The 26,264-nt window shown below is 45.0% G+C and carries 21 protein-coding genes and 2 pseudogenes; 9 read left to right on the top strand and 14 right to left on the bottom strand.

Annotated elements, in window-relative coordinates; translation table 11 throughout:
* Positions 1 to 144: 144 nt before the first annotated feature.
* Positions 145 to 1,833 (bottom strand): NAD-dependent malic enzyme, encoded by a 1,689-nt coding sequence (locus AB4583_RS00155; protein WP_017059764.1) that lies wholly within the window; start codon positions 1,831 to 1,833, stop codon positions 145 to 147.
* A 183-nt stretch (positions 1,834 to 2,016) separates the two neighbouring features.
* On the opposite strand from AB4583_RS00155, the gene AB4583_RS00150 reads away from it, so the two are divergent.
* The gene (locus tag AB4583_RS00150) at positions 2,017 to 4,395 is read left to right on the top strand and encodes a helicase-related protein (protein WP_372115999.1); all 2,379 of its coding nucleotides are present in this window, start codon (positions 2,017 to 2,019) and stop codon (positions 4,393 to 4,395) included.
* Positions 4,396 to 4,598: 203 nt separating this feature from the next.
* Positions 4,599 to 4,976 (top strand): transporter, encoded by a 378-nt coding sequence (locus tag AB4583_RS00145; RefSeq protein WP_372050978.1) that lies wholly within the window; start codon positions 4,599 to 4,601, stop codon positions 4,974 to 4,976.
* A gap of 174 nt (positions 4,977 to 5,150) precedes the next feature.
* Here AB4583_RS00145 and AB4583_RS00140 read toward each other — a convergent pair whose 3' ends face one another.
* The 7 genes and pseudogenes from AB4583_RS00140 to AB4583_RS00110 all read right to left on the bottom strand — a co-directional run bounded on the left by AB4583_RS00140 (position 5,151) and on the right by AB4583_RS00110 (position 10,473).
* A complete protein-coding gene (locus AB4583_RS00140) occupies positions 5,151 to 6,254 on the bottom strand; it encodes a phosphoribosylaminoimidazolesuccinocarboxamide synthase (RefSeq protein ID WP_017055177.1) in 1,104 nt (367 codons plus the stop codon).
* A gap of 327 nt (positions 6,255 to 6,581) precedes the next feature.
* The gene (locus AB4583_RS00135; protein ID WP_372050977.1) at positions 6,582 to 6,989 is read right to left on the bottom strand and encodes a SulA-like leucine-rich domain-containing protein; all 408 of its coding nucleotides are present in this window, start codon (positions 6,987 to 6,989) and stop codon (positions 6,582 to 6,584) included.
* Between the two features lie 343 nt (positions 6,990 to 7,332).
* A complete protein-coding gene (locus AB4583_RS00130; protein WP_017070242.1) occupies positions 7,333 to 7,521 on the bottom strand; it encodes a hypothetical protein in 189 nt (62 codons plus the stop codon).
* A gap of 165 nt (positions 7,522 to 7,686) precedes the next feature.
* Positions 7,687 to 8,124 (bottom strand): annotated as a pseudogene (locus tag AB4583_RS00125) (hypothetical protein); the annotation flags it as partial.
* 80 nt (positions 8,125 to 8,204) lie between these two features.
* Positions 8,205 to 8,772 (bottom strand): annotated as a pseudogene (locus AB4583_RS00120) (tetratricopeptide repeat protein); the annotation flags it as partial.
* A 118-nt stretch (positions 8,773 to 8,890) separates the two neighbouring features.
* A complete protein-coding gene (locus AB4583_RS00115; protein ID WP_017059769.1) occupies positions 8,891 to 9,580 on the bottom strand; it encodes a DUF2786 domain-containing protein in 690 nt (229 codons plus the stop codon).
* A gap of 209 nt (positions 9,581 to 9,789) precedes the next feature.
* The gene (locus AB4583_RS00110) at positions 9,790 to 10,473 is read right to left on the bottom strand and encodes a DUF3334 family protein (protein ID WP_017059770.1); all 684 of its coding nucleotides are present in this window, start codon (positions 10,471 to 10,473) and stop codon (positions 9,790 to 9,792) included.
* 222 nt (positions 10,474 to 10,695) lie between these two features.
* On the opposite strand from AB4583_RS00110, the gene AB4583_RS00105 reads away from it, so the two are divergent.
* Both AB4583_RS00105 and AB4583_RS00100 read left to right on the top strand, forming a co-directional pair.
* A complete protein-coding gene (locus tag AB4583_RS00105; RefSeq protein WP_372115998.1) occupies positions 10,696 to 13,731 on the top strand; it encodes an FAD-binding and (Fe-S)-binding domain-containing protein in 3,036 nt (1,011 codons plus the stop codon).
* A 66-nt stretch (positions 13,732 to 13,797) separates the two neighbouring features.
* Complete coding sequence (locus tag AB4583_RS00100) at positions 13,798 to 14,259, top strand: isoprenylcysteine carboxylmethyltransferase family protein (RefSeq protein WP_017066183.1); 462 nt, start codon at positions 13,798 to 13,800, stop codon at positions 14,257 to 14,259.
* A 91-nt stretch (positions 14,260 to 14,350) separates the two neighbouring features.
* Here AB4583_RS00100 and AB4583_RS00095 read toward each other — a convergent pair whose 3' ends face one another.
* The 6 genes from AB4583_RS00095 to hutC form a co-directional block, all read right to left on the bottom strand.
* Complete coding sequence (locus AB4583_RS00095; RefSeq protein WP_017067089.1) at positions 14,351 to 15,076, bottom strand: DUF3581 domain-containing protein; 726 nt, start codon at positions 15,074 to 15,076, stop codon at positions 14,351 to 14,353.
* 211 nt (positions 15,077 to 15,287) lie between these two features.
* Positions 15,288 to 16,820 (bottom strand): histidine ammonia-lyase, encoded by a 1,533-nt coding sequence (gene hutH, locus AB4583_RS00090; protein WP_102320505.1) that lies wholly within the window; start codon positions 16,818 to 16,820, stop codon positions 15,288 to 15,290.
* A 14-nt stretch (positions 16,821 to 16,834) separates the two neighbouring features.
* On the bottom strand, positions 16,835 to 18,529 hold the full coding sequence (gene hutU, locus AB4583_RS00085) for a urocanate hydratase (protein ID WP_017063597.1): 1,695 nt from the start codon (positions 18,527 to 18,529) through the stop codon (positions 16,835 to 16,837).
* Positions 18,530 to 18,589: 60 nt separating this feature from the next.
* Positions 18,590 to 19,615, bottom strand: a complete 1,026-nt coding sequence (hutG, locus tag AB4583_RS00080) for a formimidoylglutamase (protein ID WP_372115997.1) — start codon at positions 19,613 to 19,615, stop codon at positions 18,590 to 18,592.
* Positions 19,602 to 20,846: an imidazolonepropionase gene (gene hutI, locus AB4583_RS00075; protein WP_372115996.1), complete on the bottom strand. Its 1,245-nt coding sequence runs from the start codon at positions 20,844 to 20,846 to the stop codon at positions 19,602 to 19,604. Before hutI ends, hutG begins: the two co-directional genes overlap by 14 nt.
* A 113-nt stretch (positions 20,847 to 20,959) precedes the next feature.
* Positions 20,960 to 21,673: a histidine utilization repressor gene (gene hutC / locus AB4583_RS00070; protein WP_372050972.1), complete on the bottom strand. Its 714-nt coding sequence runs from the start codon at positions 21,671 to 21,673 to the stop codon at positions 20,960 to 20,962.
* 181 nt (positions 21,674 to 21,854) lie between these two features.
* On the opposite strand from hutC, the gene AB4583_RS00065 reads away from it, so the two are divergent.
* The 5 genes from AB4583_RS00065 to rplT all read left to right on the top strand — a co-directional run bounded on the left by AB4583_RS00065 (position 21,855) and on the right by rplT (position 26,161).
* On the top strand, positions 21,855 to 22,598 hold the full coding sequence (locus AB4583_RS00065; protein ID WP_372050971.1) for a sporulation protein: 744 nt from the start codon (positions 21,855 to 21,857) through the stop codon (positions 22,596 to 22,598).
* Between the two features lie 385 nt (positions 22,599 to 22,983).
* Positions 22,984 to 24,912, top strand: coding sequence for a threonine--tRNA ligase (gene thrS, locus AB4583_RS00060; RefSeq protein WP_372050970.1), 1,929 nt, complete (start codon positions 22,984 to 22,986; stop codon positions 24,910 to 24,912).
* A 2-nt stretch (positions 24,913 to 24,914) separates the two neighbouring features.
* Entirely contained in the window at positions 24,915 to 25,466 is a 552-nt protein-coding gene (infC, locus tag AB4583_RS00055) for a translation initiation factor IF-3 (protein ID WP_076654893.1), read from the top strand.
* Between the two features lie 104 nt (positions 25,467 to 25,570).
* Positions 25,571 to 25,765 carry a 50S ribosomal protein L35 gene (rpmI, locus tag AB4583_RS00050; protein WP_004738430.1) on the top strand — a complete coding sequence of 65 codons (195 nt, stop codon included), beginning with the start codon at positions 25,571 to 25,573 and terminating at the stop codon, positions 25,763 to 25,765.
* 42 nt (positions 25,766 to 25,807) lie between these two features.
* Positions 25,808 to 26,161 carry a 50S ribosomal protein L20 gene (rplT, locus tag AB4583_RS00045; protein WP_004733517.1) on the top strand — a complete coding sequence of 118 codons (354 nt, stop codon included), beginning with the start codon at positions 25,808 to 25,810 and terminating at the stop codon, positions 26,159 to 26,161.
* Positions 26,162 to 26,264: the final 103 nt, after the last annotated feature.

Below are 26,264 nucleotides of genomic sequence, written 5' to 3'. Positions count from 1 at the left end.
AATTTTTGAGTGCTCGATAATACCAAATAAAAATGAGAAAAATCAGTTAAAAAGACAAGACAGTTTAAAGAAAAAAGCCCCTGCAATTGCAGAGGCTCATATAAGAGTCGTTAACGCTCTTTATTCCAAGCGCAGTACGCTTTATTAGAATGCCGTGCGCTTGTAGCGACGGTAAACTGGCTGCCAGAAGTGCTGGTCAATCGCTTGTTGCAGTGCTTCTTCAGTGATCTCTAGAGCAACGCCCTGTTCAATCGCCTTTTTACCTACCGCAAGAGCAATTTTCTTAGATACCGTGTGGATCTCTTCCAATGGTGGAAGTAGAGCACCTGTGCCATTGATTGCTAGTGGAGAACACGTAGCAAGTGCACGGCTTGATTCCATTAGCATTTCGTCAGTGATGCGTGAAGCATTCACAGCCAATACACCAAGGCCAATACCTGGGAAGATGTAGCTGTTGTTACACTGAGCGATTGGGTAAGTTGTGCCGTTGTGAACGACTGGCTCAAATGGGCTACCTGTCGCAACAAGTGCTTGGCCATCAGTCCAACGAATAATGTCGTTTGGCGTCGCTTCAACACGGCTTGTTGGGTTCGACAGTGGGAACACGATAGGGCGTTCACTGTGTAGGTTCATCTCTTTGATGACTTCTTTGCTGAATAGACCTGGAGCACCAGACACACCAACCAATACGGTTGGTTTCGCGTGGCGAACTACGTCTAGTAGAGAGAAACCAGTGCCATCGCTTTCCCAGTCTTTGGTGTTTTCGTTGGTTTGAACCAGACGCTGTTGGAAATCAAGCAGGTTTTGCATGCCTTCTTGTAGCAGACCCCAACGGTCAACCATGTAAACTTGAGAGCGAGCTTGTGCATCGCTGATACCTTCAGACACCATTTGGGCAATGATAGCTTCAGCAATACCACAACCTGCAGAACCCGCACCTAAGAAGGTGATGCGTTGATCTGAAAGTTTGCTGTTTGCTGCTTTACATGCTGCAAGTAGAGAACCAACCGTTACGGCTGCTGTGCCTTGGATATCATCGTTGAAACAACAGATGCGATCTTTGTAGCGCTCAAGCAGTGGCATTGCGTTCTTTTGTGCGAAATCTTCGAACTGAACTAATGCATCAGGCCAACGGCGTTGAACCGCTTGGATGAACTCTTCAACGAATGCATCGTAGTCAGCACCCGTAATACGAGGATGACGCCAGCCCATGTACATTGGGTCAGCAAGACGTTGAGGGTTGTTAGTACCCACATCGAGCACGATTGGTAGCATGTAAGCTGGGCTGATACCGCCACAAGCTGTATAAAGTGCTAGCTTACCAATTGGAATACCCATACCACCGATGCCTTGGTCTCCCAAACCAAGAATACGCTCACCATCCGTAACCACGATAACTTTAACGTTGTGGTTTGTCGCATTATTCAGTAGGTCATCGATACGATCGCGGTTCGGGTATGAGATAAACAGACCACGGCCACGACGGTAAATATTTGAGAAGTTCTCACATGCTGCGCCAACTGTTGGCGTATAAATGATAGGCATCATTTCAGAGATGTGGTTTTGAACTAAACGATAAAAAAGCGTTTCATTAGTGTCTTGGATGTTACGAAGGTAGATATGCTTATCCATATCACTTTCGAAGTTACAATATTGTTTGTATGCACGTCCTACTTGCTCTTGGATTGTTTCGGTTGTTTCCGGTAACAAACCTTCAAGGTTGAAAGAACTGCGCTCTTCAGCAGAGAATGCGCTGCCTTTGTTTAGAAGAGGTGTACTTAGTAGAGCAGGACCAGCATAAGGGATATATAGAGGGCGTTTATCGTTGTTCATTGGATGCCTAATATGGGAGAAAGGGTAACTAAAAAATGATAACGGTTTAGTTATTCAATTGTAAATAGTTTCTCCGCGATCTGAGCAAACAAAATGATATTCTTACCTCTGTCCCACACTTATCGAATTTCAACACGATAATTCGTTATACTTTGCTCACACTTTTTCGCTACTCGCCATTTTATGTCATTACTTCCCATCGATGCTTATCAAAACGTATTCCACGAACAAATCGCTAATTCTCACCTTGTCGTAGAGGCGGAAACCGGATCAGGTAAATCAACGCGCCTGCCACTTTGGGCCTCTCAACATGGACGAGTGTTAGTGGTGGAGCCAAGACGCATCGCGTGTACATCACTGGCTAAATATCTCGCGCAGCGATCAGGCGAGAAGTTGGGTAGCAAAGTGGGCTATGCGATTAAGCTTGAGTCGGAATACAACGAGCAAACTAACGTTGTTTTTGTGACGCCCGGTATCGCGCTGCGTTGGTTATCAGAAGATGGATTAGCTAGTTTTGATGTGATCGTGGTGGATGAGTTTCACGAGAGGCGCTGGGACATTGATCTGCTGGTGGCGATTCTGAAACAAAAAGCGAGCCATCGTTTGGTGATCACTTCAGCAACCATTGAGGGTGAACGCCTTGCTCATTATTTGGATGCGAATCGCATAAGCTGTGAAGGGCGAACCTATCAAGTTGAGATTGAGCACAGAGCGAATGAATCCAGAACACTGCCTGATATCCGACATCTAGAGCAGCGTATCGTGGAAGAAGTTAATCATCAGTTGATCGCTTCTTCTGGCGATATGTTGGTTTTTCTACCGGGTAAAAAAGAGATCGTGCAATGCGAACAAGCCTTAGCGAAAAATCCAGATATCCAAGTTGTTAAATTGCATGCGTCGGTCAGTGATAAAGAGCGAGATTCAGCGTTATCGGGTCGGAATATCCATACTGAAGGTAATGGTTTGAGAAAGGTCATCCTTGCGACCAACGTTGCAGAAACCTCATTAACCATTCCTGACATTGGCGTGGTGATAGATTCAGGATTAGAGAGACGCACCGTTCAGCGTAATGGCAGAACCACACTGATGCTTAAATCCATATCACGAGCGAGTGCCAAACAGCGAGCTGGCCGCGCGGGTAGGGTAATGGATGGCGTTTGCGTGCGTCTATATGGTGAACATGCGGCGTTAGAGTTAGTCACACCGCCTGAATTGCAGCGTGAAGAGCTGACTGAACCTATGTTGGCCGCAGCATGTTGTGGATCTCCGCTTGAGATCTTGTCCTTCCTTGACCCTATTCCAGAGAAATCACTCAACAGTGCAACTCAAACCTTGCTGACGATGGAAGCGATTAACGCCGACCATCAAGTTACCGAGCATGGTAAAAAGCTGTATCCGTTGCCGATTGATGCTTTGTATGCCGATATCGTTACTCGAATCAAAACCAAAGCATTAAAAGAGGCGATGGTTGATCTCACTGCGGCGCTGTCCGTTCCTGCTCGCTTGTATCAGTTACCAAACAATGCAGAACATCTTGAAGCGCTCGCGCAACAAGAGAAGGAAGGGTGTGATTTAAGCCTGTTGATTCAGATTGTGCGCGGTCGAGAATATCCGCATTTAGACATCGACCAACAGGCTCTGAATGAAGCTCAAGGATTGGCGAAGCAAATGCGGGAGGTATTTGAACTTCCTCAGCTAGAAGTCGCGTCACGTTTCCAACGCATTGAATTGCTCAAGACCATTGTGAATCTGCATCCTGAACTGGTGTTTGTGCGCCGACTGAAAAGGAAAGAAGCCTTTGCCAATGGTGTTTTAGAAGTGGTGCTCGGTCGTCAGAACCGTTTCCCTGATAATGCACAAGCGATGTTGGTGTTGGATACTCACAGCTTGCCGGGAAGAGGCGTTAAGCAAACACTGACCTTAGCGACGGTCACGACACCCATTCCTCTTGAGCTTCTCATTGATGCTGAACTAGGAGAGTGGGAGCAAGGCGAAACCGTTGTGAATGATGATGGTGTTTTTACCGAGATGGCATTGGTGTACGCAGGCCGCACGATTACAACCAAACTCGTCGCCGCTGAAGGGCAACTATCGTTAAAACCTATCGTCGACCTTGTGTTAAATGGAGAGCAGCTTCCCGGTTTTGCAAAGGCTCGCACTCAAGAAATCAAACACTGGCAGTTGTATGTGAAACTTGGTCTCGATGAACAAACTAAATACACACCAGAAATTGAGAACATTAACTTTGAGCTATGGTTTATAGAGCAGCTTGAAGTACTAGGTGTTACTGATGTCAGCGAATTGGAAATGTTCGATCATGCAGACATACCGTTCGATGGCATTCCAACTTGGCTCTACTCAGAATTTTCGGAAAAATACCCGTTTGCATTGAGCCTTGCCGACTTGCAACTCGATGTTGAATACTTGCCCGCAAGAAAGCTGATTTACGTCCATTATCAGTCGGGTAGCCGAAAGTTATCGCCAAAACGTTGGGAGCTACCGACATGGTCTGGTTGGCGTATTCAGTTCAAAAAAGCGAGTCGAATAATTGATATCAAATAGATGGATAAGTTTTATCTCTAAAATATTAATCAAATAGATGCATATATGATTTTTCAGTGCTTATTTTGTTACAAGTTTGATTTTTATATTCCTTTTTAACCAATCAAAAGGTCATAAAAGACTATTCTTCTATATCCTATTGCTATAAAGAAAGAGTTGATAGATATTGAGTATATTGTGTTGCCAAAGTGTCGGGGGACATCATGGATAAACAGGAAGAGACGCGTGTAGAGTTCGATTACACAACATTTCTTGGCGCCTCATGCAGTAAAAAATGGACTTTTCTGGAAGCACTCACCACAATTGCGCCAGTGTTCAGTACCGTCTGGCGAGATAGCATTAAAGAGTTGGGCACCCCAGAGGATCGTTTATGGCAGATGGCATTGAAATCAATGTCGACGCGTAAAAGTGATGAGTCGAACATTGTTACCTTACTCAAGCTCGCTAAGCTGGAAGGGATCAATGAGCTCAAAGTGGTGATGCCATATTCACTTGAAGAAGAGCAGATCGAGTATATTGAATCGCGCAGTCATTTACTGATTGCGGGTAATTCTGGAGAAGAGTTCACGATTAAGCTGTAACTTCAGCTCGCCTATAATCTCTCTCGAGGAATAGTCAAAACGTACACGTAAAAAGGGCCTCAAATATTGAGGCCCTTTTAGTATCTAAAACTTGAGTCTACGAGCTTATTCGCTTTCGAGCTTTTTATTTTGAGATTAAGCGATTAAGCGATTAAGCAATTAGCAATTAAGCGACTAGTCGATTAGACCATAGTCAGCGCGCAGTACATCGATGATCTCTTGCTTAGGATTTTCGCTCAGTACGATCTCCGCACCTGTGATTTTCGCTGCGATATCAAGGTAAGTGCGAGACAGAGACATTAGAGAATCCAGTGGAAGTTCATTGTCACGAGCCAATGCTTCACGTTCTGGCATACGCTCTTTATTCAAAAGAATGTCGGCATCAGGGAAGTAGTTAAGCAAGAACTGACGGAAGCCTTCTTTTGAATTCTCAACGATGTTGCCGTTGTTATATTCCTGAGTATCCCAAATGCGAGATGAATCTGGAGTACCGACTTCGTCCATGTAGATAAGCTTTTCTTTGCCTTGAGCATCGTTGACGTAGCCAAACTCAAATTTGGTATCAACAAAGGTTTGGTCTACTTTTGCTAGCGCTTGGCTGATTACGTTGAAGCCTTCTTTAAGAAGTTTTTCGTAATGCGCGATGTCGCTTGCTTGAGTAAAGTTGAATGCTGCGAAGTTATCTTCGATGTTGTTGCGTGTGATGTTCACATCGTCAGCTTCTGGAACGCCAGGAATACCTTTCAGAATCCCTTTTGTTGAAGGCGTGATCAGTAGCTCAGGCAACTTCTTGTCTTTCTCAAGGCCTTCAGGCATCTCGATACCACAGAATTCACGTTCGCCGTTTGCGTATGCACGCCACATTGAACCAGTGATGTATTGACGACAAATCGCTTCGATCATGACTGGGCGAGCTTTTTGTACAATCCATACGAACGGGTGAGGGATATCAAGAATATGACTGTCAGCAAGTCCGTTGTCTTTAAACAATTTGAACCAGTGGTTAGAGATAGCATTCAGAGCCGCCCCCTTACCTGGAACACCTTTAAGATTCCCTTCACCACGCCAGATACAATCAAATGCAGAGATACGGTCACTGATCACCATGATTGCTAAAGGCGCATCTGGTGCTACATCGTAGCCTTTCTCTTTAATTAGTCGTTGGCTATCTTCTTCAGTTAACCAGTAGACCGAACGAACCTTGCCACTGTGGACAGGTTTATCAGTACGGATTGGTAGGTCATCATTTACGGCAAGAACTTGATCAGCAAGGCTCATTTAGACATTCCTATCTTTTATCAAACGTCATACAGAGAAGTGCGGTGTGCACATGATTAGACGGGCATTATACCCAATCTACTATTTGCTTCCAGAGAAAAAGCAAACGATTGCTAAATCTGTTGTTTAAATAAAAACCCCCGCCTAACAATCCGCTAAAAAATGGGCGAATTGTAGGGCAGGGGAAGGCAGTATGTTTGGACTGTGTTTTGGCGAATTGTTTCTTAAGTTAAATTAAGTTTGTTAGCTAAAAGATTAAGCTATGTTTGTGGACCATGTTTTTGAGCCAAAATGTTATTAAGCCAACATGTTATTAAGCAAGGTGGCTTAGTGAATACGCTCTGAATTTGCATCCATAAAGAAGACTTCACATTGAAAGCGTAACCCTAATGTTCTTAGGTACTGTTGGCTGAACTGATCAATCGATGCACTTGCAACAATCGCGCTCGCATTCTTAGAGCGGATTGCTTTCTCGACAGTCTCTACCTCAGTCATTTGATGAGAGGCTTTCATATGAATAACGCGGTCGCAGCAAACATTATGTTGCTTAAGCTGCTTAGCCGATGGTCTTGGTGTTTGAGCCGTAAACAGTAACCACTGATGTTGATTGGACAGCAACGCCATTCTTGCAAACAACGCTCCCTCGTTTGAATTTTTGCTTTTACGAGAAACTGATGTAAATGCGCAGTGAACTAGCGGGCTAGAGTGTTGTGCTTTAACGTGTGCTTGAATCATTTTGCTGTCCTTATATACATGCTGTATGTGTATACAGTAGTTTTAGTTACTTATAAGATCAAGCGTTTTTTGCGGGATTATTGGACGATTTCGTCTGAGGTTATGGATGGTAAATGATTAAATCATTGAAAGTATTCGATAAATTAAATTTGAATGAATCTGCTGTTTTGTATCATAAGTTGAATAAATGTGAGCTTTATACAGGTGTATACACTGGTTTTTGCAGAAAAGTACTGTATATACCTGTATAGAAGAGAGAACAAAGAAGAAAGAAGAAAGAAGATCTAAAACCACAGGCACAAAAAAAGCGCCTTAGGCGCTTTCTTATATTTCACGGTGTTGCTTATCTCAATGTCGCTTGGGAGAGTTTTGCTCTCATTTCAATTTCACCAATATTGAACTGGCGAACATCAATGGTTGCAATATCATTGCACTCGTTACATGCATGATGACACTTACCATCTAGGTAGTCGTGCTTTTTAACTAGGCTTGGCTTTTTGCACCAATCACAAACGCCTTCTATTGTGAACATATTCTCTCCTCACCTGTTTAAGTCAGGTGTATTTTCGGCGCAAATTATGACACAAGTAAGACCCATTAGTTAATAGTTTGTTACCCGTTTTTGAGAGGGGGATCGATTGCAACACCAATAAAATCGATATCTTTGAGATCTAGGAAAATGAAGATGTGTGTTTGTTTACGGTTTTGTAACATTTTGTAAAATGGTTTTTAGCGCATTGTTCAAACGTTTCATTTCTTCGTCACATCCGTGACCATCTGGATGGTAGATCTTTGATAGCTGTTTGTATCGGATCTTGATGCTTTTCTGGTCGGGGATTGAGCTAGGTGTGTAGCCAAATAGCGCGCAGGCCACCTGCAAATTACTCAGACCTTTGCTGTTTTTCTGCTTCTTCAATTCGTGGAACATAGTGTTCAGCTGGCGTTTTTGCTGCTTAATCGTAAGGTCCTTCGAGCTAAGCTGCGCTTCAAGTGATTGTTGTTGCTGTCGCGAATCACCCGACTTTAGAGCTTGTCTTTTTCTTGAGATAACGAGCGTCGCAATAATGCTGATGATTGAAATCAACACGGCCAACGCAGCACCAATCATATAGTCAGAGCTAGTTAGGTTAGAACTGGAGAGGTTAGAGCGTGATGCTTGGTTAGATTGAACGTGCTTAGATACCCCCTGACTGGTGTCTATTTCAGAGTCGATGCTGTCATCGAGCTGTTCTATTGAAGAGATCTGTTTTGCACGTTGCTGGTTGAATTGTGCTTCCAAAATGCGGTTGTAGCCCTCTTCTGCTTGTGGATTATCTTTTAAGGCTGCTTCATACCATAGCTGCGCTTTATCTAATGGTTGAAGGAGGTCTTGTTCTATCGAGGATTCGTAGAGTTTTGCTACCTCGATAGGTGCGCGCTGGTTACCTTGCAACGCCGCTTTAATAAACCATTCCAAAGCAAGCTTGTTACTTTGTTCAACACCTGTACCTGCCAAGTACCATTCACCCAGTCTAAATTGCGCGTTTGGGTTGCCGTTTTCTGCTGACTGCGTGTACCAATACAATGCATCACTGGTGCTAACAGGAACGTCGACACCCGATTCATAAGCTTGAGCCAATTGGTATTGAGAAACTGGATCTTGAGGTTGTGATTCTAGTGAAAATTCATCACTGCTTGCTGCGTGCACGAAATGTGTGGTGGACAGTTGAATCGTGGAAAAGATGAGGGCTAGAAATAGAGCTCTAAGAAATGATGAGGGGGGAAAATTGGACACGATAAACAATGGGACCTCATAGTTAAGTCTAATACGATATGTGGTTGTCAATTAAGTCGTATCTTCTTCGGCGAGTGATACGACTAAAGTAATCACTATCAATACCCTAAGCCAATGTGCATCGGCTCTATGATTTAGTTATCTTTTTAGCTGCCTGGGTACCGCCAACTGGTCGATTAACAGACAATTTACGACCTTTCTTCAAACCAACTTCATAATCGGCGGTGAGGTTTTTCATCGCTTCTCTCAGTTGCTGCTTGAACGTTTCACGGTCGATATTTTTGAATTCTTTATCAATGTAGTTATTGATCTTGTTGTTTGATTCGTCGTCGGGAGTAATGGTTGGTAGCTTTTCAAGCGCACCTTCAACCCAGCCTGAAACAAACGAGTTCACGCGGCGTGTCACTTCTAAGGACCCTGTGCCAGAGCCAGCAAAGCTATTTCTGAATTGGCCGGTGTGTTCATTCAGTTCACGATAAATGATATCGAAAGCGAACGCTGCGAAGATCGCGCGGTCGGCTTCACCAATGAACTCAACACGCTTGAGGCCTTTATGATTCAGCAATACGGCTTCTACGCCAAATTTGGTGTTGATACCGCGAATAACACGCAGCAGTGTAGAACTGATATTTGCAGGTAACAGGTGACTGGACTGAGTTTTCCCCATCTTGATAAATTCAATATCGTCTTTTTCGAGACCATATTTCAGCATCAAGTTATGCGCCATTTTTATCGCATTGGCAGCTTCATTGACGTTCGCAGAATTTCCAAGCTCAAGACACTTGGCAATTTTCTTTAGGGCTTTTTTCTTATCCATCGACAATTTAATCAGTACCGCAAATTTTTAAAAGTCCAACATTTTACATGTTTTCGCGGGTAACAGAAAGGCAAAACTGGTTTGATGAACAAGGAAGGCGGTGAACATTGAACTGCATGAGCCCAGTTGGCGGTAAAAACAAAAACGCCATCAAGCGTATTGATGGCGTTAGTGACACGTTTTTTCAATATGTCTAGAGCATTCGTAAACTAGATACCCAGTTCATCGAGTAGATCTGCCGCAGAATCATTGCCAGAGCTTTGAGCTGGCTTGTTCGCTTCTTGCATTTTTTTCTGAGTCGCCTCAAGAATGCTATCTGGACATTCGTCTTCTGCGATTTCAAATTCTTCTAATTGAATGAACTCAGTCTTATCCATCGCAAGCTCAAGGTAGAAGATGTTGTTATTAGCGGTAGAGAAGGTCACACGACGAGCTTGTGGACGGTCGAGATTGGTATCAACAGAAAGGTTAACTTGCTTGTTCAGAGCCAGCATTTTCGGTTGGTTTTGTGTGATGTTGGTTTGCAGCTCTTTGCGGATTTTATTGGTGAAATCGCCAACTAATTGGTTCATCAACTCACCCAATACATCACCCACTTCGTCTGAAGTATGAAGCACAGCAAGCTCGTTTTCAGGCATGCCCATATTGCGCATGTAATTGGTGTAGATCTCTAGCGCTGCTTTGGACGTAAAATTAATAACAACGAGACCAGAAAAGCCGCCGTCAAACAGAACGAAGCAACCAAAATCTGGCTTTAGGCTTGTCTTGTTGATCTTTTGAACCATGGCTGAATAGGACACCTGAGAAGCCGTCGCTGAAGTCAGTACGCTTGAGACTGATTGGCATAGTTTAAGAAGGATATCTTCAGTTGTGACTGTTTTGTTTTTTTTCATTGTGATGTGCTCGTGGAGATGTCTTAAACAAAATGTTATTCAGTATATTGTTACTGAATTAAGACGAAAGTGACTATTTCTCCATTCTTGCACTGAGATTCTGATTTGATCACCTTTTTATATGATCTTAATAGTAGTAAAGTGACGAAATTCAAAGAAAATTATTATAAATCTCAGATAACCCAATGCTGATAGGATCAGCGAAGTAGGGGCAGGAAGCAAATGTTACCAAGACTTCAACTCAATGCTGATGTCGATCCAGTTGTCGTACGCTTTTTAGATGAACTAAAAACAGCGGGCTTTACTGGCGACATTGAATCTCAATATTCTAGCCGTTTGGCTGTGGCGACTGATAATAGTGTCTATCAGCAATTGCCGCAGGCGGTCATCCTTCCTAAAACAACGCAAGACGTTGTGCTTATCGGTAAAGTGGTTTCTAAATCCGCTTACGAACGCGTGACTTTTTCCCCTCGTGGCGGCGGTACCGGAACCAACGGACAATCTTTAACAAAAGGTGTCGTGGTTGACCTGTCGCGATACATGAATAAGGTTCTTGAGATTAACGAGAAAGAGGGCTGGGTAAGAGTTCAGTCTGGTGTCGTTAAAGATCAATTGAACGACGCTGTTCGCCCTTATGGTTACTTTTTCTCTCCAGACCTTTCTACCAGTAACCGAGCAACCTTGGGTGGCATGATCAATACCGATGCTTCGGGCCAAGGGTCATTGAAGTACGGCAAAACGTCTGACCATGTATTGTCGCTGCAAGCGGTGTTCGCAGATGGTTCATGTCTAGAATCTGATTTATCACACGGCTTACCTGTAGAGGGTGAATTCGCTCACCATGCACTTACGGTGACAGAGGCGGTTTGTCGAGACAAACGCGCTCAAATCTTAGATAAATTCCCTCCGCTGAATCGCTTCTTAACAGGCTATGACCTAAAGAATGCAATCAACGAACAAGATGACAGCTTTGACCTAACTCGCGTTCTATGTGGCGCTGAAGGTTCTTTAGCATTCATCACGGAAGCAAAGTTAAACCTAACCAAGATTCCAAAAGCGCGCACACTGGTTAACGTGAAATACAACACGTTTGATTCTGCGCTGCGTAATGCGCCGTTCATGGTGGAAGCGAAAGCACTGTCTGTTGAAACGGTAGATTCAAGAGTATTGAACCTAGCGAAGCAAGACATCGTTTGGCACACCGTGAGCGATTTGCTGACTGATGTTCCGAACAAAGAGATGCTTGGCATCAACATGGTTGAGTTTGCAGGCCAAGATGAAGCGGAAGTTGAACAGCAAGTTCAAGCGCTGACTGCACGCCTTGAAACCATGGTTGAAAGCGAAGAAGCCGGCGTGATTGGTTTTCAAGTTTGTAGCGATTTGGCGAGCATTGGCCGAATCTACAACATGCGTAAGAAAGCAGTGGGTCTGTTAGGTGCGGCGAAAGGCCGAGCTAAGCCAGTCGCTTTTGCTGAAGATACTTGTGTACCACCAGAAAACCTCGCGGATTTCATCTCTGAATTTAGAGTGTTACTCGATTCAAAAGAGTTGAATTACGGCATGTTTGGTCACGTTGACGCGGGCGTATTACACGTTCGTCCAGCATTGGATCTGTGTGACCCGATGCAAGAAGCATTGATGCATGAAGTCTCTGATGAAGTGGTTAAGCTGGTGGCGAAATACGGCGGTTTAATGTGGGGCGAGCACGGTAAAGGTTTCCGTTCTGAGTATGGCCCAGACTTCTTTGGTGAAGAGCTGTTTACCGAATTAAGACGTATTAAAGCAGCATTCGACCCGCACAACAAGATGAACCCAGGCAAGATCTGTACGCCTTTAGAAAGTGACGCTGAATTGGTGAAAGTCACCGATACCAAGCGTGGTTTCTACGACCGTCAGATCGACGTACAAGTTCGTGACAGCTTCAAGCAAGCAATGGAATGTAACGGTAACGGCTTGTGTTTCAACTACGATACTAGCTCGCCAATGTGTCCTTCAATGAAAGTTACGGCTGACCGACGTCACTCACCCAAAGGCCGCGCAGGCTTGGTAAGAGAGTGGTTGCGTCAACTGACTGAACAAGGCGTTGATATTCTCGACCTTGAGCAAGAAGCGTTGAAAGACAACACACCCGTTAAGACTATGATTGAGCGTGTTCGCAATACGATGAACAAACGTCATGAGTACGATTTCTCGCATGAAGTTCATGAGGCGATGAACGGTTGTTTGGCGTGTAAAGCGTGTGCGAGTCAATGTCCGATCAAAGTCGATGTACCAAGTTTCCGTTCTCGATTCTTGAACATCTACTACTCGCGTTACCAGCGCCCTGCAAAAGATTATCTAGTTGCCAACATTGAAACCATGCTGCCGCTGATGGCGAAAGCGCCAAAAGTAGTCAACGCTGCATTGGGTCAAAAGTGGATCCAAACGGCAACAGCTAAAACGGTCGGTTATGTTGATGCACCATTGATGTCGGTGCCTACGCTCAAAAATCGTCTAGCGAGTAAAGAGCTGCAACTCTTCGATTTACAGTATTTAGAAGGCTTGTCTTCTGAACAGAAGAAACAGCATGTGCTGATCGTTCAAGACCCGTTTACCAGCTTCTATGATGCCGAGGTGATTGAAGACTTCGTCACTCTGGCTCAAAAACTTGGCAAAACTCCGGTACTGCTGCCGTTCAAACCGAATGGTAAAGCGTTGCACATCAAGGGCTTCTTAAATCGTTTTGCACGTGAGGCGAAATCGACTTCGGGTTTCTTGTCGATGGTGGCGGATATCGGAATTCCTTTGGTCGGTGTTGATCCTGCTCTTGTGCTTTGTTACCGCGATGAATATGTCGAGATCTTAGGTGACAAGCGCGGCGACTTTGATGTACTTACTGTGCATGAATGGTTAATGCCATCGCTAGGTGAGTTCGAAGCACGCTCAGCAAGTGAAGATATGTGGTACTTGTTTGCTCACTGTGCTGAGAAAACCAAAATGCCGAACGCTGAAAAAGAGTGGGGTACTATCTTCAAACACTTTGGGGCGGCGTTAACCAGCGTTCCTGTCGGCTGTTGTGGTATGGCGGGAACTTTCGGCCACGAAGTCGATAAGCTACAAATGTCGAAAGACATATATGGTTTAAGCTGGAAGCCTCAAATGCAGGACTTACCAAAAGATCGTTGCTTGGTGACGGGCTATTCTTGCCGCAGCCAAGTGAAGCGTTTTGAAGGTGAGAAGCTTGCTCACCCATTACAGGCGCTAGCAAAAATTCTCTAATACATTTAGCCCAGCAATTGCTGGGCTTTTTTCTAAACTAACAAAGGAATGTTAATAAGGAAAAGTATGAAATTTCTAGAATTAAAAGTACCACCAGTTGCACTGTTCATTATTGTATTCGTAGCATCATACTTCTGCGCTCAACAGTTGAGCCAAGGGACACTGGCATTGCCTTATGGGATGATTGTGTTAGGAATCGGAGTCACATTGAGTGGTGTGATCGGAATATCCGGCATATTGGAATTTCGAAAACAGAAAACCACCGTTAACCCGATCAAAGTAGAAACCGCTTCAGCCGTCGTGGACAGTGGAATTTTTGGCTATACGCGAAACCCAATGTACTTAGGGTTGTTCATCCTGCTATTTTGCTTTGGCTACTTCTTCCAGAATATCTTCAGTGTACTACTTAGCTTTGGCTTCGTAATCTACATGAATTACTTCCAAATCAAACCCGAAGAGCGAGCACTAGAACAATTATTCGGCGCAGAATATGTTGATTACAAACAAAAGGTTAGACGCTGGATTTAGTGATGATTTGAGTGCTGGCTTAGTAATCGAAATAAAAAAGCCCAGCTTGAGATTATCAAGCTGGGCTTTATTGATCTTGTTCTAGAGCTGATTAAGCAGCGGCTGTGAACTGAGCTAGAAACATCTCTTTGCGTTCGTTGAAGCGGTTTACTAGGTCGTCTACAGAAGCTTGGTCGTATGGCTTAAGGCCACTTGCTACCATACGCTTCACGCCTTTACCTACTACTTCGCCGTCTTCTTTGAAATCGAAGTTCAGGGTCACGATGCCACGTTTTCCTTCAACATCAAAAGTCGCGCCAGAGAATTCAACTTCTGGGTGAGACAGGTCTAGGCGAGTAAATTCAACTTCCATGCTCTCGTAAATCACTAGAGGACGTTGGCAGTTGATCATCATTTGTTGTTCTTCCATAAGAGGAACCATGATGTGTGGGAAGTTCATGCCAGAGAACTTAACGTAGTTTGTTACTACGTGCTCGATGAATGCTTGATCATGGCTCTTCTCACCTTCACAAGACATGTGTAGGTACTCTTTACCATTTGCATCGATAAGTGAGCTCTCTTTTTCACACTTGTTGTCAACGCTTAACGCAATACCGTTACCAACCATACCTGAAAAATCAAAACGCATTTTTTGGCTGATGCCTTCTTTTTGCAGAAGTACTGCAAATAAAAGATCGCCAGGTACACAGAAGCGCTTGTTGTCTTCATCGTGAATCGGGTTGAAATCGCCAGCTACTTTTTTAGCAAAGTGGCTTGCTTGTTCACGAGTGAATTGAAATTGATTGTCTTCAGTAGAAAAGTAAGGTGTCAGAAACATAGTATCGCTATTAGTCATCAAATCTGGGGTGGATTATAGCTAACTAACTTCGTTCTAATGGTCTATCCAGTTAACTTTGCTTATATATCAGTCGATTAGATAAATACGTTGGATGGTATGTGACGATTTTGAGGGGAATAGGGGCTTGGATTCAATGCAACAAGGGCTAATCAATAGCCCCTGTTTATATGACGTGCTATTTCGCCAAACCTTAGAAGCTACACAGTAGGCCTTCTGGCATTAGATGGTTATGCACTGATAATTTGAGCAGTAGATTTGCTTGCTCGATATCCGGTGAGAAGTAACGGTCTTTGTCGTAGAAGCTGACTTTCTCGCGCAGTATCTGTTTTGCTTCTTCTACTCGAGGAGAAGAGAGATTTGGTGCTCGGAAGTCTAGCCCTTGTGCGGCTGCTAAGTACTCAACGGCCAAGATGCCACGGGTGTTTTCTGCCATGTCACGCAGTCGACGACCCGCAAAGGTTGCCATAGATACATGATCTTCTTGGTTTGCCGATGTTGGAAGGCTGTCTACTGAAGCTGGGTGTGCCAGTGTTTTATTCTCGCTTGCCAGAGCAGCAGACGTTACTTGAGCAATCATAAAGCCTGAGTTAACGCCGCCGTTATCGACTAAGAAAGGTGGAAGTTTGCTTAGTGCGCTATCAATCAGCAGTGCCATTCTTCGTTCAGAAAGGCTACCAATTTCTGCAATCGCAAGTGCTAGGTTATCCGCTGCCATTGCCACAGGTTCTGCGTGGAAGTTACCACCTGAAATAATGTCGCCGTCTTCAGCAAATACCAGTGGGTTATCCGATACCGAGTTCGCTTCAACGTTTAACGTTTCTGCTGAATTACGAATTTGCTGTAAACAGGCACCCATCACTTGAGGCTGACAGCGCAACGAGTAAGGGTCTTGAACCTTTTCACAGCAAGTGTGTGATTCACCAATCTCACTCTTTTGATCAAGCATATGGCGATAAGCAAGCGCGGCATCCATTTGACCACGATGACCACGAACGCGATGAATTCGAGGGTCAAACGGACGACGACTACCCAGCGCAGCTTCAACAGACATTGCACCACATACGGTTGCAGACGCAAACAAGTCTTCCGCTGCGAACAGACCTTCTAATGCAAAGGCAGTCGATGCTTGTGTGCCGTTTAACAGCGCTAAGCCTTCTTTCGGCGCAAGTGTGATTGGTTCAAGACCTGCGATCTGCATTGCTTCTAAGCCAGTGATGATCTTGCCGTTGTGGCGTGCTTGGCCTTCACCTAGCAGAACGGTACTCATGTGGGCGAGGGGAGCAAGATCTCCAGATGCGCCTACTGATCCTTTTTGTGGAACACACGGGTAAACCTGCGCGTTCACAAGATCGATAAGAGCGTTAATCACTTTGAGGCGGATACCAGAGTAACCGCGAGACAAGCTGTTAATCTTCAATACCATCATCAAGCGTACGGTTTCATCAGACATGAACTTGCCAATGCCCGCAGCGTGAGAAAGTACGATACTTTTCTGTAGAACTTCGAGATCTTCAGGCGCAATTTTGGTGTTTGCTAATAAGCCAAAACCCGTATTGATGCCATACACAGTGCGATCTTCAGCAATCACTTGTTCTACAACGTGCATGCTCGCTTCAATATCAGGAATCGCTGCTGGATCGAGTGATAAGTTTACAGGGCTACGGCTGATTTTTCGAAGTTCAGGCAGGCCTAGAAGTCCTGGTTTAAGTAATAAATTCAACATGTTCTCTCCAGAAGTTAAAGGCGACGAAGTTCTTCGTTTAGCATAGGTAAATCAAGCTTCTGCTCTTTGGCACATTGCTTGGCAATATCGTAACCTGCATCAGCATGACGCATAACGCCGGTTGCTGGGTCATTGTGAAGTACGCGAGCAATACGCTGTGATGCATCTTCACTGCCGTCACAACAAATCACCATGCCTGAGTGTTGCGAGAAGCCCATACCAACGCCACCACCGTGGTGCAAAGAAACCCAAGTTGCGCCGCCCGCTGTGTTCAGAAGGGCATTCAATAGAGGCCAATCTGATACGGCATCTGATCCATCCATCATGCCTTCTGTTTCGCGGTTCGGGCTTGCTACTGAACCTGAATCTAGGTGGTCACGACCGATAACAACTGGTGCTTTCAGTTCGCCATTTTTCACCATTTCATTGAATGCTTGGCCTAAGCGTTCACGATCTTTCAAGCCAACCCAACAAATACGCGCTGGCAGGCCTTGGAACTGAATGCGTTCACGCGCCATATCTAGCCAGTTATGTAGATGTGGGTTGTCTGGAATCAGTTCTTTTACTTTTTGGTCTGTTTTGTAGATGTCTTCTGGGTCACCAGATAGTGCCGCCCAACGGAAAGGACCAATACCTTCGCAGAATAAAGGTCGAATATAAGCCGGAACGAAACCTGGGAAATCAAACGCGTTTTCTACGCCTTCTTCCAGTGCCATTTGGCGAATGTTATTACCGTAATCCACGGTCGCTGCGCCGCGGTATTGCAGGTCTAACATCGCTTGTACTTGAATCGCCATGGACTGCTTAGCGGCTTTCACCACTTTTGCTTCATCAATGGAGCGCTCTTGTGCGGCTTTCTCCATCGTCCAACCTTGCGGCAAGTAGCCGTTAAGAGGATCGTGGGCAGAGGTTTGGTCAGTCACCACATCAGGTGTGATATTGCGTTCAACTAACTCTGGGAAGACGTCTGCGGCGTTACCTAATAAGCCAACAGAGATTGGCGTGTCTGACTCTTTAATCATTGCCATCGCTTCATCTAAGCTGGTGGCTTTTTTGTCTACATAGCCAGTACGCAAGCGGTAGTCGATTCGTGATTCATCACACTCCACTGCGATCATTGAGAAGCCAGCCATCGTTGCAGCAAGAGGTTGAGCGCCGCCCATTCCACCAAGACCGCCCGTTAGAACCCACTTGCCGTTTGCTTCACCTTGGAAGTGCTTCTTCGCGATAGCGACAAAGGTTTCGTAAGTACCTTGAACGATGCCTTGTGAACCGATGTAGATCCAGCTGCCCGCGGTCATTTGGCCGTACATCATCAAGCCTTCTTTATCGAGCTCGTTGAAGTGTTCCCAGTTCGCCCAGTGTGGAACAAGGTTCGAGTTAGCGATCAGTACGCGAGGTGCGTTTTTATGAGTCGGGAACACGCCCACAGGTTTACCGGATTGAACAAGTAACGTTTGGTCGTCCTCTAAACGCTCTAATACTTCAACAATTTTGTCATAACATTTCCAATCACGTGCCGCGCGACCAATACCGCCATACACAACCAGTGCATGTGGGTGTTCTGCCACATCAGGGTCTAGGTTGTTCATCAGCATACGCAGTGGTGCTTCTGTTAACCAAGATTTAGCGCGCAAAGTGGTGCCGTGAGGTGCGCGAATTTCGCGAGTCGTGTCGAGACGAGGGTCACTGTTGTGGTGTTCCGTCATTTTGGAATTCCTTCTGTTTCACGTTATATCGTTGTAGTTGTATTTATCTATATAGCTGGCTTATTCACTGGCCATTGCACTGGCAATATCCCAATACAAACGAGCCGCCAATCGAGCCGTTTGGCCGTCGACGTCGTAGTCTGGGTTATATTCCGCAATGTCCGCGATAATGAGTTTCTCACTGTGTTTAAAAATCTGTTCTAGGAAAGGCGCGAGCGCTTCATAGCTAACGCCTCTTGCTGCTGGGGCACTAACACCCGGCGCAGTCGCCGCTGGGAAGACATCGAGATCAATAGTGAGATAGAGGTAATCACACTCAGCGATGAATTTTTGCAACTTAACCAGTTGAGCAATTTGGTTTACTTGGGTGATATCGCGATCATGTTCGTACCACACACCAAGTTGGTCGGCTTTGTTGAAAAGCGCTTTGGTATTGCTGGCGGCACTTACACCGAGACACGCGTAATGAAATGGCCACTGATGTGTGTGGCAGTATTCGCTAATCTGATTAAAGGGTGTGCCTGAGCTTGGTTTGACGTCAGCGATGTCGCTTTCAAATTCACGAAGGTCAAAGTGAGCATCAAAGTTAACGATGCCTATCTTAGGTTTGTGATCTGATTGAGTTCTGTGAAGATGCTCAGCTAGGCCTTGGAAAGAAGCCCAAGCGACTTCGTGACCACCGCCAAGGGTAATAACTTTGCCGGTGGATAGCGCATTGGCAATCACAGTAGCGCACTGCTTCTGGCTCACTTCTAATTGATCATCGTTACATTCGATATCGCCAAGATCAGCAATGCGTGTATCACAGTGCCAAGCCATATTAGCTAACGCTTGGCGAATCAAATTAGGTGCTTGTTTTGCGCCAACACGTCCTTTATTTCTTGCCACTCCGGCATCGCTAGCAAAGCCAACCAAGGCAACAGCGTTGTCAGTAAGCCCTTCATTTAAAACATTACTTTGTACTTGCGTGGTAATGTGATGAACACGAGTACCGAGCTCGCCATCTTCAAGGTCATTACGCCCCGTCCACACAAAGTTGTGAGTGGTGGATACTGTATTAGTGCAGCTGGATTTAGATTGAGTCATGACAGACCTCGCCATTAACAATGCGCTTATGCAGGTGAGGAACACCAACTTGATAGCTTAAGTCGGCAGGGTGCTCGATATTCCAGATAGCCAAATCAGCAGAGTAACCCACTTCAATTTTGCCTCTGTTTTGCGATTCGCCAATGGCAGCGGCTGCATGGCAAGTTACCCCACGTAATGCTTCCTCTGGGGTTGTGCCAAATAGGGTGCAGCTCATGTTCATCATCAGTGTTAAATTAGCAAAAGGAGAAGTGCCGGGGTTTAAGTCGGTCGCGATTGCCATTGGAATGTTGTGCTCCCGAAGTAGGGCAATAGGTGGCTGCTGTGTCTCTTTCAAAAAGTAGAAAGCGCCCGGTAATAAGGTGGCGACTGTTCCTGATTTAGCCAGTGCTTTTACTCCGGTTTCATCTAGGTACTCAACATGATCAACAGACAGAGCACCGTATTTCGCGGCAAGCGCACTGCCGCCCATGTTAGAAAGCTGCTCTGTGTGGCCTTTGATCGCTAGCCCATGTTCTTTAGCAGCCGCAAATACACGATCGGTTTGTTCTAGGTTGAAGCCGATCGATTCGCAGAATACGTCGACCGCGTCAGCTAGTCCTTGCTCTGCGGCTTTAGGGATGATCTCTTGGCATACCAGATCAACGTAACGATCTGGCTGTTCTTTATATTCTGGTGGTACAGCATGTGCTGCAAGGAGTGTGGTGGTGATTTTAATACGACGGTGGTTTTCTAAGGCTTTAGCAGCACGTAACATCTTAAGCTCGTCATTAAGCGTTAAACCATAGCCAGACTTTACTTCAACGCTGGTGACACCACTTCTTAGCAGGCCGTCTAATCTAGGCAGCGCCTTCTCAACCAGTTCGGCTTCTTGTGCGGCTCGTGTCGCCGTTACCGTCGCTAAAATACCACCGCCTTGCTTTGCGATGTCGGTGTAGGAGACACCATTTAACCGTTGTTCAAATTCATTGGCACGATTACCTGCAAACACCAGATGAGTGTGGCAATCAATCAGCCCAGGTGTGACGAGCTTGTTTTTGCAGTCGTAGGTGATGTGATCAACAGAGCGGCTAGCACTCGCCGTTTCACAATGAAGTGACTCATCGCTTGAGTGTGACAGGGATACGATCTTACCGTTCTCGATAACGATATCTTGCGGGAAAGAAGGTTGATAACCGTCTGCTCCCGAGCTCATGGAGACCACTCGTGCGTTTTTGAGGATCAAATTCATAATCACCTAGATCTTTTCTAAATATTAAATGTATATACAAATAAATAGGCTAAACGCTGACCCGAATCAAGTTGATGTTGCAAAAATGTGATCGGCGATCAGGATGATGTTCTTTATTCTAGAAGTATCTTGGAGCTTAATTTGTACTTAGAGCCAGGATGGTAGAGCAATGCAAAGCTGATGAGGCGTTCTTTGCTCCATGTTCTTCTATTCAAAAGAAGGCAAGGTTCTGATTCAGATAGCTTTAGTGACGTTCTGATTTGAGAATCTGGAATAATGGCTTCAACCGTGTGCTCGATAGCACTTAACGGGCAGCTTTTTGAAAGGTATTCGTTGGGCGTAGAGGTTGAAAAGTCTTGCTCTAGGTATTTTGGAGCGGCTTGAGAGTTCACCCAGCGCGCTTCCAATTGAATCGGTGCGTTGTCCGCAAAGTGTATGATTTCACTATAGAACACTTCTGCGTTAATCATCACACCTAACCGTGTAGCCGTGCTTTCATCAGCCTTGATGCTATCGTGCTTGATAACTTGACTAGTATACGTTTGGCCGCGGTCTTTGATCTCTTGCGCGATGTTGTTGATATCAAGCAGCGGAGATTGCGCTTTTTCGTCGGGTTCACAAACAAAAGTACCCAGTCTTGGCTTCCTGATGAGCTTACCTTCAGACACAAGATCTCGAATGGCTTTATTGACCGTCATTCTACTTACATTGAACTGCTCGGTGAGTTCGAGTTCGGTGGTAATTTGATAACCCACCGGCCAATGACCACTGCTGATCTTGTCATCTATGAACTGTTTTATCTGAAGGTAGAGCGGTGCTTTCGACATAATGAAACCTTATTTGACTATACAAATAGAGTAACGGAATTTTTCACGATTTCAACATTTCCTCGGGCAATGTGACCTTATTCAACATAGATGGGGCAAATTGCTTGATTCTGTGAGGCAAGTGTCGCAAATTGTCACGCAATAACTATTCGTAAATCAGATAATTAGAAAGGGAAATAATATGTTTAAGAAATTAAAGGCCTCGTTGGGCATCGGTGCAGCAAAGGTTGATACTGTCTTAGATAATATTGAAGTTTTCCAAGGTGGAGAGTTGTCTGGCAATGTTCACATTGTTGGTGGTGACGTTGAGCAACAAATCGACCTGATCAACTTGGTTCTCAACACAGAAGTTAAAGTGGAAACAGAAGATAGCACCAGTTACGAAACCTTTTCACTCGGTCGTATTCAAGCCGTAGAGCCGTTTGTGATTCAACCCGGCGAAACTAAGTTGGTGCCATTCCGTCTTAAGCTTAATGATGAAACGCCAGTGACTGCGTTGAACGCAAAAATGAACCAGTGCCATGTTTGGGTAGAAACCAACTTAGATATCGGTTTCGCGATTGACCCTAAAGACCGTGATTTTATCTCTGTTCACCCATTACCAACAGTCGCGAAAATCATTCAAGGTGTTGAAGCTTCAGGTATGGCAATGGTGAAAGCAGACGTAGAGAAGGGCTACTTGAAAGGTAACACCTTCGCATCACGTTCGGGTTGTTACCAAGAGATTGAATTTCGCAGCGGCGGTTTCATGAATAACAAAGAAATCGAGCTGTCATTCATCGTAGATGGTTCTATGGTTCACTGCTTAGCTGAAATTGACCGCTCACTGAGTTTCCGCGGTGACCAATACATCTCGTTCACTCTGCCTGCGAACGCGGCTGACTCTGACATTCGCAACACCGTCTCAAGAATCATGAGTGCGTAGTTGCTCTCTCTGTTAGTAGTAACTCTTTCTATTAATAGAGACAAGACAGTACGATTTCTATAGCCGAACTTAACCGTTCGGCTTTTTTGTTTGTAAATAAAGACAAAGAACCAATCATTGAACGTTAGCTTAGGGTGTTAGAAGGTCCTATATAGAAGAGACATTTAAGTTATGTAGTTTTTGTGGCGCTGTGGGACTAACATTGTCATTTCATATAATTTCGTTACAATGTTCGGCTACTCACAGATGTGGCATCTGTATTTGCTTCTATGTGGGTATATTTATTATGCATATATCCCCAATCAGCGTACTCGTTGATTGAAAGACATATATTAAACATTTTCATGTGTTGCTTGGTGTGCAACACCACTGTAAAGGACAAATAATGCCAATTATTACTCTTCCTGACGGTAGTCAGCGTCAATTTGACAACCCTGTATCAACTCTAGATGTTGCCCTATCAATCGGTCCTGGTCTTGCGAAAGCTACCATTGCTGGTCGTGTAGACGGCGAGCGTGTTGATGCTTGTGATCTTATCGAAAACGATGCAAGCCTAGAAATCATCACAGCTAAAGATGAAGTTGATGGCCTTGAAATCGTTCGTCACTCTTGTGCTCACCTTTTAGGCCACGCGGTTAAGCAGCTTTTTCCAGAAGCGAAAATGGCGATCGGTCCTACTATCGATAACGGTTTCTACTACGATATCGATCTTGAGCACTCTCTAACGCAAGACGATCTAGAAAAGATCGAAAAGCGCATGAAAGATCTAGCGAAGACCAAATACCAGGTTGTTAAGAAGAAAGTTAGCTGGCAGGAAGCGCGCGACGCATTCGAAGCTCGCGGCGAGACTTACAAGATTGAAATCTTGGACGAGAACGTCTCTAAAGACGATCGTCCAGGCCTGTACCATCACGAAGAATACATCGATATGTGTCGTGGTCCACACGTGCCTAACATGAGCTTCTGCCAGCACTTCACTCTACTTAACGTAGCGGGTGCATACTGGCGTGGTAACAGTGACAACAAGATGCTTCAACGTATCTACGGCACTGCATTCCACGACAAGAAGGCACTTAAAGCTCACCTTGTGCGCCTAGAAGAAGCGGCTAAACGTGACCACCGTAAAATCGGTAAAGCGCTTGACCTATTCCACATGCAGCAAGAAGCACCAGGCATGGTGTTCTGGCACCACAACGGTTGGACTGTCTTCCGTGAGCTAGAAGTATTTATTCGTCAAAAACTGACTGAGTACGATTACCAAGAAGTTAAAGGCCCATTAATGATGGACCGTGTTCTTTGGGAACGCTCTGGTCACTGGGATAAGTACGCTGAAGCGATGTTCACTACTTCTTCAGAGAACCGTGAATACGCTATCAAGCCAATGAACTGTCCTGGTCACGTTCAAATCTTCAACCAAGGTTTGAAATCTTACCGTGATCTACCGCTACGTATGGCTGAGTTCGGCTCATGTCACCGTAACGAGCCGTCTGGCGCACTTCACGGCATTATGCGTGTTCGTGGCTTCACTCAAGATGATGCTCACGTATTCTGTACTGAAGACCAAGTTCAACAAGAAGTTAAAGCTTGTATTGAAATGGTTTACGATACTTACACAACTTTCGGCTTCGAAAGCATCGTTGTTAAGCTATCTACTCGTCCAGAACAGCGTGTAGGTTCAGACGAAATGTGGGACCGTGCAGAGGCTGACCTTAAGCAAGCGCTAGAGGCAATGGACATTGCATACGAGATTCAAGAAGGCGAGGGTGCGTTCTACGGACCTAAGATTGAATTTACTTTGCATGATTGTTTGGACCGCGCTTGGCAATGTGGTACAGTGCAGCTCGATTTTGCATTACCAGAACGTTTAGGTGCTACTTACGTAGGTGAAGATAACGAGCGTCACACGCCAGTTATGATCCACCGCGCGATTTTAGGTTCACTAGAACGCTTCATTGGTATTCTTATTGAAGAATACGCTGGCTTCTTCCCAACGTGGTTGGCGCCAGAACAAGCAGTTGTAATGGGCATTACAGACAAACAGTCTGAATATGTACAAGAAATTACGAAAAAACTGCAAAAAAGTGGATTTAGAGTCAAAGCAGACTTGAGAAATGAGAAGATTGGCTTTAAAATCCGCGAACATACTTTGAAACGTGTACCGTTCATGCTTGTGTGTGGTGACCAAGAAATGGAAGCCGGCGAAATTGCAGTACGTACACGTAAAGGTAAGGACCTTGGCAAATTTAAAGTGGATGACTTTATTTCATACATCCAAGCCGAGGTTTCAAGCCGTAAGCTCAATCTGGAGGAATAGCTATTAAAGGCGGAAGACGTGGCCAACAACCGGCCAAACAAAACCAGCACCGTTTAAACGGTGACATTCGTGGCGTTCGTGAAGTGCGTCTAACTGGCGCAGACGGCGAAGCTGTTGGTGTAGTATCAATCGCTGAAGCGATGGAAGCTGCAAATGAAGCTGGTATGGATCTTGTAGAGATCAGCCCTAACGCCGAGCCGCCAGTTTGTCGTGTGATGGACTACGGTAAGTTCCTCTTCGAGAAGAGCAAAGCTGCGAAAGAGCAGAAGAAGAAGCAAAAGCAGGTTCAGATCAAGGAAATTAAATTCCGACCTGGAACTGATATTGGAGACTATCAGGTAAAACTACGCAACCTGACTGGTTTCCTAGAAGACGGCAACAAAGTGAAGGTAACAATTCGCTTCCGTGGCCGCGAAATGGCTCACCAAGAAATCGGTGTTGACGTTCTTAATCGTTTGAAAGCGGATACTGAAGAATTTGCAGTAGTCGAATCTTTCCCAACGAGAATTGAAGGTCGCCAGATGATCATGGTGTTGGCCCCTAAAAAGAAGTAATTAACGGCTTTGCAAGTAATTGAACCCTGCAGCCTCAGGTTGCGGGGTTTTATTCGCCCTAATTACTATGTTATTAACAACTCAACAATGCGGAGTTATTCATCATGCCTAAGATGAAAACCAACAAAGGTGCTGCTAAGCGTTTCCAGAAAACTGCTGGTGGTATTAAGTTTAAGCACGCTGGTAAACGTCACATCCTGACTAAGCGTACTACTAAGAACAAGCGTCAGCTACGTCCGAACTCGATCCTTCCTAAATGTGAAGTTGCTCAAGTTCTACGTATGATGCCATACGCTTAATTCTTTTTAGTTTATAAATTCGTTTAGTTTAGGAGAAGCATAATGCCTCGCGTAAAACGTGGTGTACAAGCTCGTGCACGTCATAAGAAAGTTCTAAAACAAGCTAAAGGTTACTACGGAGCACGTTCACGTGTTTACCGCGTAGCTTTCCAAGCAGTTACCAAAGCTGGTCAATACGCTTACCGTGACCGTCGCAACAAGAAACGTCAATTCCGTCAACTTTGGATTGCACGTATCAACGCGGCATCTCGTCAAAATGGTCTATCTTACAGCCGTTTCATCAATGGCCTAAAGAAAGCATCTATCGAGATCGACCGTAAGATTCTTGCTGACATCGCAGTATTCGACAAAGCAGCATTTGCTGTTCTAGTTGAAAAAGCGAAAGCATCTCTATAATTTAGAGTTAGCTTAAAGGTTTAAGAAAAGGAGAACTTCGGTTCTCCTTTTTTATTGCCTGTAATTTGGCTTTGCCATACTCTCTCGCATCTCGCATCTCGCA

The sequence above is a fragment of the Vibrio sp. 10N.222.49.C12 genome, from assembly GCF_041475025.1.
Taxonomy (GTDB): Bacteria; Pseudomonadota; Gammaproteobacteria; order Enterobacterales; family Vibrionaceae; genus Vibrio; species Vibrio crassostreae_C.
This window is presented reverse-complemented; position numbering and strand designations above follow the sequence as displayed.

What these genes read in the sequence shown, in the direction of transcription:
- AB4583_RS00105 (WP_372115998.1), top strand. Translation starts at nt 10,696, where the DNA reads ATGTTACCAAGACTTCAACTCAATGCTGATGTCGATCCAGTTGTCGTA.
- hutC (WP_372050972.1), bottom strand. Translation starts at nt 21,673, where the DNA reads ATGTCGAAAGCACCGCTCTACCTTCAGATAAAACAGTTCATAGATGAC.
- AB4583_RS00100 (WP_017066183.1), top strand. Translation starts at nt 13,798, where the DNA reads ATGAAATTTCTAGAATTAAAAGTACCACCAGTTGCACTGTTCATTATT.
- hutH (WP_102320505.1), bottom strand. Translation starts at nt 16,820, where the DNA reads ATGTTGAATTTATTACTTAAACCAGGACTTCTAGGCCTGCCTGAACTT.
- hutI (WP_372115996.1), bottom strand. Translation starts at nt 20,846, where the DNA reads ATGAATTTGATCCTCAAAAACGCACGAGTGGTCTCCATGAGCTCGGGA.
- AB4583_RS00135 (WP_372050977.1), bottom strand. Translation starts at nt 6,989, where the DNA reads ATGATTCAAGCACACGTTAAAGCACAACACTCTAGCCCGCTAGTTCAC.
- AB4583_RS00130 (WP_017070242.1), bottom strand. Translation starts at nt 7,521, where the DNA reads ATGTTCACAATAGAAGGCGTTTGTGATTGGTGCAAAAAGCCAAGCCTA.
- hutG (WP_372115997.1), bottom strand. Translation starts at nt 19,615, where the DNA reads ATGACTCAATCTAAATCCAGCTGCACTAATACAGTATCCACCACTCAC.
- AB4583_RS00140 (WP_017055177.1), bottom strand. Translation starts at nt 6,254, where the DNA reads ATGAGCCTTGCTGATCAAGTTCTTGCCGTAAATGATGACCTACCAATC.
- AB4583_RS00065 (WP_372050971.1), top strand. Translation starts at nt 21,855, where the DNA reads ATGTTTAAGAAATTAAAGGCCTCGTTGGGCATCGGTGCAGCAAAGGTT.
- AB4583_RS00145 (WP_372050978.1), top strand. Translation starts at nt 4,599, where the DNA reads ATGGATAAACAGGAAGAGACGCGTGTAGAGTTCGATTACACAACATTT.
- AB4583_RS00155 (WP_017059764.1), bottom strand. Translation starts at nt 1,833, where the DNA reads ATGAACAACGATAAACGCCCTCTATATATCCCTTATGCTGGTCCTGCT.
- AB4583_RS00115 (WP_017059769.1), bottom strand. Translation starts at nt 9,580, where the DNA reads ATGGATAAGAAAAAAGCCCTAAAGAAAATTGCCAAGTGTCTTGAGCTT.
- AB4583_RS00110 (WP_017059770.1), bottom strand. Translation starts at nt 10,473, where the DNA reads ATGAAAAAAAACAAAACAGTCACAACTGAAGATATCCTTCTTAAACTA.
- AB4583_RS00150 (WP_372115999.1), top strand. Translation starts at nt 2,017, where the DNA reads ATGTCATTACTTCCCATCGATGCTTATCAAAACGTATTCCACGAACAA.
- AB4583_RS00095 (WP_017067089.1), bottom strand. Translation starts at nt 15,076, where the DNA reads ATGTTTCTGACACCTTACTTTTCTACTGAAGACAATCAATTTCAATTC.
- rplT (WP_004733517.1), top strand. Translation starts at nt 25,808, where the DNA reads ATGCCTCGCGTAAAACGTGGTGTACAAGCTCGTGCACGTCATAAGAAA.
- thrS (WP_372050970.1), top strand. Translation starts at nt 22,984, where the DNA reads ATGCCAATTATTACTCTTCCTGACGGTAGTCAGCGTCAATTTGACAAC.
- rpmI (WP_004738430.1), top strand. Translation starts at nt 25,571, where the DNA reads ATGCCTAAGATGAAAACCAACAAAGGTGCTGCTAAGCGTTTCCAGAAA.
- hutU (WP_017063597.1), bottom strand. Translation starts at nt 18,529, where the DNA reads ATGACGGAACACCACAACAGTGACCCTCGTCTCGACACGACTCGCGAA.